The organism is Streptomyces sp. NPDC059909 (assembly GCF_042730885.1).
Taxonomy (GTDB): Bacteria; Actinomycetota; Actinomycetes; order Streptomycetales; family Streptomycetaceae; genus Streptomyces.
The window spans coordinates 22861-29627 of record NZ_JBHWKX010000026.1 but is presented as its reverse complement, the minus strand read 5'-3'; the positions used below and the strand labels follow the sequence as shown (position 1 = coordinate 29627).

General features: G+C 70.9%; 4 protein-coding genes. 1 reads left to right on the top strand and 3 read right to left on the bottom strand.

Annotated elements, in window-relative coordinates; translation table 11 throughout:
• Nucleotides 1-188 precede the first annotated feature (188 nt).
• The 3 genes from ACFV9O_RS19225 to ACFV9O_RS19215 all read right to left on the bottom strand — a co-directional run bounded on the left by ACFV9O_RS19225 (nt 189) and on the right by ACFV9O_RS19215 (nt 5181).
• Nucleotides 189-2072 (bottom strand): anthranilate synthase family protein, encoded by a 1884-nt coding sequence (locus tag ACFV9O_RS19225; protein ID WP_385419299.1) that lies wholly within the window; start codon nt 2070-2072, stop codon nt 189-191.
• Between the two features lie 94 nt (nt 2073-2166).
• A complete protein-coding gene (locus ACFV9O_RS19220; RefSeq protein WP_078513512.1) occupies nt 2167-2223 on the bottom strand; it encodes a trp operon leader peptide in 57 nt (18 codons plus the stop codon).
• A gap of 96 nt (nt 2224-2319) precedes the next feature.
• Nucleotides 2320-5181 carry an N-acetylmuramoyl-L-alanine amidase gene (locus tag ACFV9O_RS19215; RefSeq protein WP_385419296.1) on the bottom strand — a complete coding sequence of 954 codons (2862 nt, stop codon included), beginning with the start codon at nt 5179-5181 and terminating at the stop codon, nt 2320-2322.
• Nucleotides 5182-5340: 159 nt separating this feature from the next.
• Between ACFV9O_RS19215 and ACFV9O_RS19210 the strand changes: the two genes are divergently transcribed.
• Complete coding sequence (locus ACFV9O_RS19210; RefSeq protein WP_385419447.1) at nt 5341-6687, top strand: class II 3-deoxy-7-phosphoheptulonate synthase; 1347 nt, start codon at nt 5341-5343, stop codon at nt 6685-6687.
• The last annotated feature ends 80 nt before the right edge of the window (nt 6688-6767 follow it).

Here is a 6767-nt window from a genome sequence, read left to right as displayed (position 1 = left end):
CCGGTCCCGGACACGTCCCGGCCCGTCCGGCGTTTGAGGACGGACACCCGGGCCGACCGGGCGGTACCGGTCATGCTCCCGCGGGGCTGGGGCGGGCCCCCACGCGGCGGAGTCTCAAATCGACACAGCCGCGAAGGGGGCGGGGCGGGGGTGGGGAAAGGCTCGCCGCTCGCGCCTGCCGCGGCGGCCTACGCCGACGGTTCCCGCACCACCCCCGCGAGCAGCGCGCGCACGATCTCCGGGCCGCGCAGCGTGAGCACCGACTCGGGGTGGAACTGGACGCCCGCGAAGCCCGGGCTCCGCAGCGCGTGGACCTCGTCCGTCGCCGGGTCACGGGCGACCTCGACCCCGCGCGCGGACAGCTCGGCCAGCGCCTCCTCGCCGCACACCGCCGTGAAGCTGTTGTAGAAGCCGACCGTCTCCGCACGGCCGAAGAGGTCCACCGTCACCTGGGCCCCCTGGAAGGGGGCCGCCTTGCGGGCGAGGCCCAGGCCCAGCTCCGCTGCGATCAGCTCATGGCCGAGGCAGACCCCGAGCAGGCCACCGCGGTGCCCGCGCAGCAACTCCCCCGCAAGCGACCGCAGGAAGCGCATCTTCGGGTCGCCGGCGTCGGCGGGGTCGCCCGGTCCCGGCCCCAGGACCACCGGCCCCTCGTGGGCGAGTACCGCCTCCCGGACGCCCGGCTCGTCGTAGCGGCGTACGGTCACGTCGAGCCCCGCCCCACGCAGCAGATGGGCGAGCATCGCCGTGAAGGTGTCCTCGGCGTCCACCACCAGTGCGTGGCCCGTCACCTCCTCGGGCAGGGACTGCATCTTCAGCCAGAACGGCGCCAGATCGGCCCGCCGGGCGTCGAGGGCCGCCCGCACCCGGGGGTCGTCGGCCAGCCGCGGCGGCCGTACGGACCCGTCGCGCGGCCGCCCGGCCCGGACCCCCAGCGCGGCCAGCACCCCCGCCGCCTTCGCGTGCGTCTCGGCGACCTCGGACAGCGGGTCCGAGTGGCGGACGAGCGTGGCACCCACCGGGACGCGCACCTCGCCGCCCGGCGAGATGTCGGCCGTACGGATCAGGATGGGCGAGTCCAGCGTCTGCGCCCCGCCCGCATCCCGCCCGAGCAGTGCCAGCGCGCCCGCGTAGTAGCCGCGCCCGCCTTCCTCGTACCGCTCGATCACCCGGCAGGCGTTCTGCACCGGCGAGCCCGTGACGGTCGCCGCGAACATGGTCTCGCGCAGCACGTCCCGGACGTCGAGCGAGGACCGGCCGCGCAGCTCGTACTCGGTGTGGGCGAGATGGGCCATCTCCTTCAGCCGGGGCCCGATGACCACCCCGCCCATGTCGCCGACCGTGCACATCATCTTCAGCTCCTCGTCGACGACCATGGAGAGCTCGTCGGTCTCCTTGCGGTCGGCGAGGAAGCCCAGCAGATCCGGGGCCGTCGGGCCGCCCGCCGGATAGCGGTAGGTGCCGCTGATCGGGTTCATCACGACCGTTCCGCCCGACATCCGGACGTGCACCTCCGGGCTGGCCCCGACCAGCGTGCGCTCCCCGGTGTGCACGACGAACGTCCAGTACGCGCCGCGCTCGCCCGCGAGCAGCCGCCGGAAGAGGGCGAGCGCGTCGGCGCGCCCGAAGCCGGGGATCGCGCCGGTCCAGGTCCGCCTGATGACGAAGTTCGCGCCCTCGCCGCGGCTGATCTCGTCCTCGACGACCCGCCGGACGGTCTCGGCGTACGCGTCGTCACCGATGTCGAAGCCGCCGCCCTCGACCCGTACGTCATGGGCGGGCAGCCGGTCGAGCGCCTCGGACAGCGGCAGCTCGTGCGCCTCGTCGGCGACCAGCACCGCGAGCGGCGTCCCGTCGTCCCGTACGTCGAAGCCGCGCTCCCTGATCTGGCGGAACGGCACGAGCGCGAGCGAGGGGAGGTCGCCGACCGGGATGTCGGCGAGCCGGTCCGTCTCGTGGACGCGGCCGACGAGCACCTCGACGGTGTCGTGGTCGTGGCCTGGGGTGCGCCTGCGCAGAAGCGCGAAGGCCGGGCGGGCTGCGTCGTCGAGCAGTCTGCTGATGATGTCCATCCGTGGTGTTCCTTCCGTGGTGGAGAGGAACGGCCCCTGGGTACGAAAAAGGCCGCCTCTCGGGCGGCCTTCGCGGACTTCCGTGTACGCGCAGTCAGTGGGCCGCCGGATGAGCGGTCCACCACCAGTTCTGGGTCGTCTGCGCGAACATGTCGGGAACCCTAACGCATCCGCCCGCGGAGCCGCAGCACGTCCCGTGGAGTGGGACGGCCGCGACGCCGCGGGCGGTGCACCGTGCGAGGAGCGGTCAGGCCAGCAGGTTGTAGCCGTTCCAGCCGGTGCCGACCTTGGTGCGGGCGGCGAAGGGCGCGGCCGCGTTGCCGGTGCCCTTGTAGAACCACAGGGTTCCGGACGTGTCCCGGGCGACCAGGTCGGCCTTGCCGTCGCGGTCGAGGTCCCCGGTGCCGGCGAAGCTGTTGTAGATCTGCCAGCCGGTGCCGACCTTGGTGCGGGCGGCGAAGGGCGCGGCCGCGTTGCCGGTGCCCTTGTAGAACCACAGGACGCCTGAGGACTCCCGGGCGATCATGTCGCCGATGCCGTCACCGTCGAGGTCCGTGGTGGCGGTCAGGGTGTTGTACAGGTTCCACCCGGTGCCGACCTTCCTCCGCGCCTCGAACGGCACCGACGGGTTGCCCGTGCCCACGTAGAGCCAGAGGACCCCGGCGGAGTCGCGGGCGACCAGGTCGGACCTGCCGTCCTTGGTGACGTCCGAGACGCCGAGGATGCGGTTGTAGACCTGCCAGCCGGTGCCGACCTTCAGCCGGGCCTTGAACGGCTGGTTCGGGTTGCCGCTCGCCGCGTAGTACCAGAGCGTGCCGCTCGGCTCGCGGGCCACCATGTCGCCCTTGGCGTCGGCGCGCAGCGTGTCCAGCTTGGTCAGCAGGTTGTACGCCTGCCAGCCGCCGCCGACGCGGTACCGGGGGAAGAACGGCGCCGACGCGCTGCCGGTGCCCTGGTACTGCCACAGCACGCCCGAGGAGTCACGGCCGAGCAGGTTGAAGCGGTCGGTGCCCGCGTCGGGCGCCACGGGGTCGACCTCCTGGACGTCCTCGGCACGCACCCACGCGAGGCGGTGGTTGAAGCGGATCGGGATGAACTGCGTGGTGCCCTTGACCAGGGTGCGCGAGGCGGGGTCCGTGACGCCGTCGATGGTGCCGCTGTAGTAGTAGTCGCCGTAGGCGTACCCGCCGGCCTTCGTGTACTTCTGCCCGGCGAGGACGCTGTACTGGGCCAGCGACTCCGAGTTCCTGTCCTGGACATCGACCCCGGTGCCCGCATACGCCGCATCGTCCGGGTAGGCGCGCCCGTAGACCTTGACCGAGGTCAGTCCGGCCTTCGGGGTCAGCAGTTTCTGCGGGTCCGTGGCCGTCGGCCGGGCCGGGACCGTGTAGCGGCCGCCGGGGTTGTGGAACCAGGCCTTCCTGCCGCCGTACCAGATTGCGGTCCAGTCCGTGCGGACATCGGCGACGACCCACTCACCACCGGCCAGGATCTTGTTCGCCCAGTTCGAGCCCTCGGTCCAGGTCTGGGTGCCGAGGTAGGGATCGCTGATGGTGGCCGACGTGGTCGAGGGCTCCGTGTAGAGGTAGCCGAAGTTCGCCGGCTGCGCGGCGACGGTGGTGCCCCCGTACGTCAGCTTCGGCTGGTTCTCCGAGGTGAACGGCGGTACGTAGCGGACCAGCTGGCCCACCTTGACCGGACCGCCCGCGCCGCCGGCTCCCGTGGGGACGCCCATCAGCGACATGAAGTGGTTCCAGTCCCAGAACGGGCCCGGGTCCCAGTGCTGGGCCGTGACCTTGTCGTTCAGCACGCCGGGGATCTCGTCGTGGCCGATGATGTGCTCACGGTCCAGCGGGATCCCGTACTTCGCCGCCAGGTACTTCACCAGGGCGGCCGAGGACTCGTACTGGGGCTCGGTGTACCAGCCCGTACCGTTCTTGAGCGCGTAGCCCTCGTGCTCGACGCCGATCGAGTGCATGTTGACGGTCTTGTTGCCCGCGTGCCAGGCCTCGTTCTTGTTCTCGACCATCTGGGTGACCAGACCGTCGGAGGCGCGGATCATGTAGTGGGCGCTGGCGTACGAGTTCGAGTTCTGGAAGACCGCGAGCGATCCGTCGTAGCTGCCCTCCGTGTCGTGGATGGCGATGTAGCGGATGTCGTAGCCGTTCTCGGGACGGCCGGCGATGTTGTAGTTGCCCCAGTCGTCCAGGGCGCTGTTCTGCTTGTACGCGGCCGGGCGGAAGTCGCAGTTCAGTCCGGACGGGCAGTCCGGGGCCGGCACCGCGGTGGTCGACGCGTACGTCGCCGCAAGGGGCACGGTCGCCGGCTTGGCCGGTTCGACCGACGGGTCGGCCGGGAGGGAGACGTGCTGCCCCTCCGTGGTCGTTCGCTGCTCGCCCGTCCTGATCGACTCGAAGACGCGCTTCGCGAACAGCTCGGCGCCCTTCTTGTCCGGCGACTGGCTGAAGCGGGCGACCGCCGGATACCACTGGCCCGGGTCGTCGGAAAGGTCGCCCGCGGCCTCGCGCTGGTATTCGGCGAGCAGGGCGGCACCGGCGCGGATGCTGTCCCCGGTGTCGCTCTTCAGCGAGTCCGCGGACGCGTCGATCAGTCCGGCGGCCTCGTCGAGCGTGTGCAGCCGGGGGTCGTCCGTGTCGACGGCCTCCTTCGGCGTGGTCCGCAGCGCCTTCTCGGCGTCGAAGTGCTTCTCGACGGCCGGGTCGCCGCTGCGGTTCATGTGCTCGAGCCGGTGCTCGTCGGCGTCCCCGTGGTCCTTGTGGTCCTTCTCGAGGTCGTCCGGGTTCACCTGGGTGAGGCCCATGACGTTGTACGCGCCGGTGGTGCTGGGCATCCCGTCGTGGCTCTCCCAGCGGGTCTGCCGGTACGACACGGCCATCAGCACGCTCTTCGGTACGTCGAACTCGCTCGCCGCGGCCTCGAATTCGGCCTGCAGCTGCGCGCCCGGCGGTGGCGTCGTGCCGTCCGACGGGCCGAGGAGCCCGGGGGTGGCCACGGCCACGGTCCCGATCACCGCGGTGGTGACGATCGCCGCGGTGCCTCCCCACAACAGCGCCTTCTTCTTGCGGTCTCTCCGGTGTGCCCGACTCAACGCCCCACCCCTGGGATTGTTTAATTCTCGACAAAGGCGGCGCGAGGGTAGCAGTTGCGAGTGACACGTAAACACCGACGAGACATTCCGGGCGCTGTCTCAGTCACTGGGCACCGGCCGGTGGCGCTCGGCCGACCCCGTAATGTGGTGTTCGTGACCGTGAACGCTAAGACCACCGCAAGCGGTGGCAACACCTGGCGGAACCTGCCCGCGGCGCAGCAGCCCGAGTACCCCGATGCCGAGGCTCTGCGCGATGTGATCGCGGACCTCGAGTCGTATCCGCCGCTCGTCTTCGCGGGCGAGTGCGACCAGCTGCGCACCCGGATGGGAGCCGTCGCCAAGGGCGAGGCGTTCCTGCTCCAGGGCGGCGACTGCGCCGAGGCCTTCGACGCCGTGTCCGCCGATCACATCCGGAACAAGCTCAAGACCCTGCTCCAGATGGGCGCGGTGCTGACGTACGCCGCGTCCGTGCCCGTCGTGAAGGTCGGCCGGATCGCCGGCCAGTACTCGAAGCCGCGCTCGAAGCCGACCGAGACCCGCGACGGCGTGACACTCCCCACCTACCGGGGCGACTCCGTCAACGGCTTCGACTTCACCGAGGAGGCCCGCGTCCCGGACCCCGAGCGGCTGAAGCGGATGTACAACGCGTCCGCCTCGACGCTCAACCTGGTGCGCGCCTTCACCACCGGTGGCTACGCCGATCTGCGCCAGGTGCACGCCTGGAACCAGGACTTCGTGAAGTCGTCCCCGTCCGGGCAGCGCTACGAGCAGCTCGCGCGCGAGATCGACAACGCGCTGAACTTCATGAAGGCCTGTGGCACCGACCCGGCGGAGTTCCGCACGGTCGAGTTCTACGCCTCGCACGAGGCCCTGCTGCTGGACTACGAGTCGGCGCTGACCCGTGTGGACTCGCGTTCGGGGCAGCTGTACGACACGTCGGGCCACATGGTCTGGGTCGGTGAGCGCACCCGCCAGCTGGACGGCGCGCACATCGAGTTCGCGTCGAGGATCCGCAACCCCATCGGTGTGAAGCTCGGCCCGACGACCACGGTCGACGAGGCGCTGCAGTACATCGACAAGCTGGACCCGGAGCGCGAGCCCGGCCGGCTGACCTTCGTCGTCCGCATGGGCGCCGACAAGGTCCGGGACAGGCTCCCGGAGCTGGTCGAGAAGGTCACGGCGTCCGGTGCGACGGTGGCCTGGGTGACCGACCCGATGCACGGCAACACCTTCGAGGCGGCCTCCGGCCACAAGACGCGGCGCTTCGACGACGTGCTCGACGAGGTCAAGGGCTTCTTCGAGGTCCACAAGGCCCTGGGCACCCACCCGGGCGGTATCCATGTGGAGCTGACCGGCGACGACGTCACCGAGTGCGTGGGCGGCGGCGACGAGATCTTCGTCGACGATCTGCACCAGCGCTACGAGACGGCCTGCGACCCCCGGCTGAACCGCAGCCAGTCGCTGGACCTGGCGTTCCTGGTGGCCGAGATGTACCGCGACCAGTGAGCCACTGACGTACGGCGTGGGGCGCGGATCCATGTGATCCGCGCCCCACAGTCGTATGGGGGGCTTTTATGGCCGGAGGG

Bases quoted from the DNA above. Each gene is read 5' to 3' on its own strand.
- ACFV9O_RS19225 (WP_385419299.1), bottom strand. From the start codon at position 2,072: ATGGACATCATCAGCAGACTGCTCGACGACGCAGCCCGCCCGGCCTTC.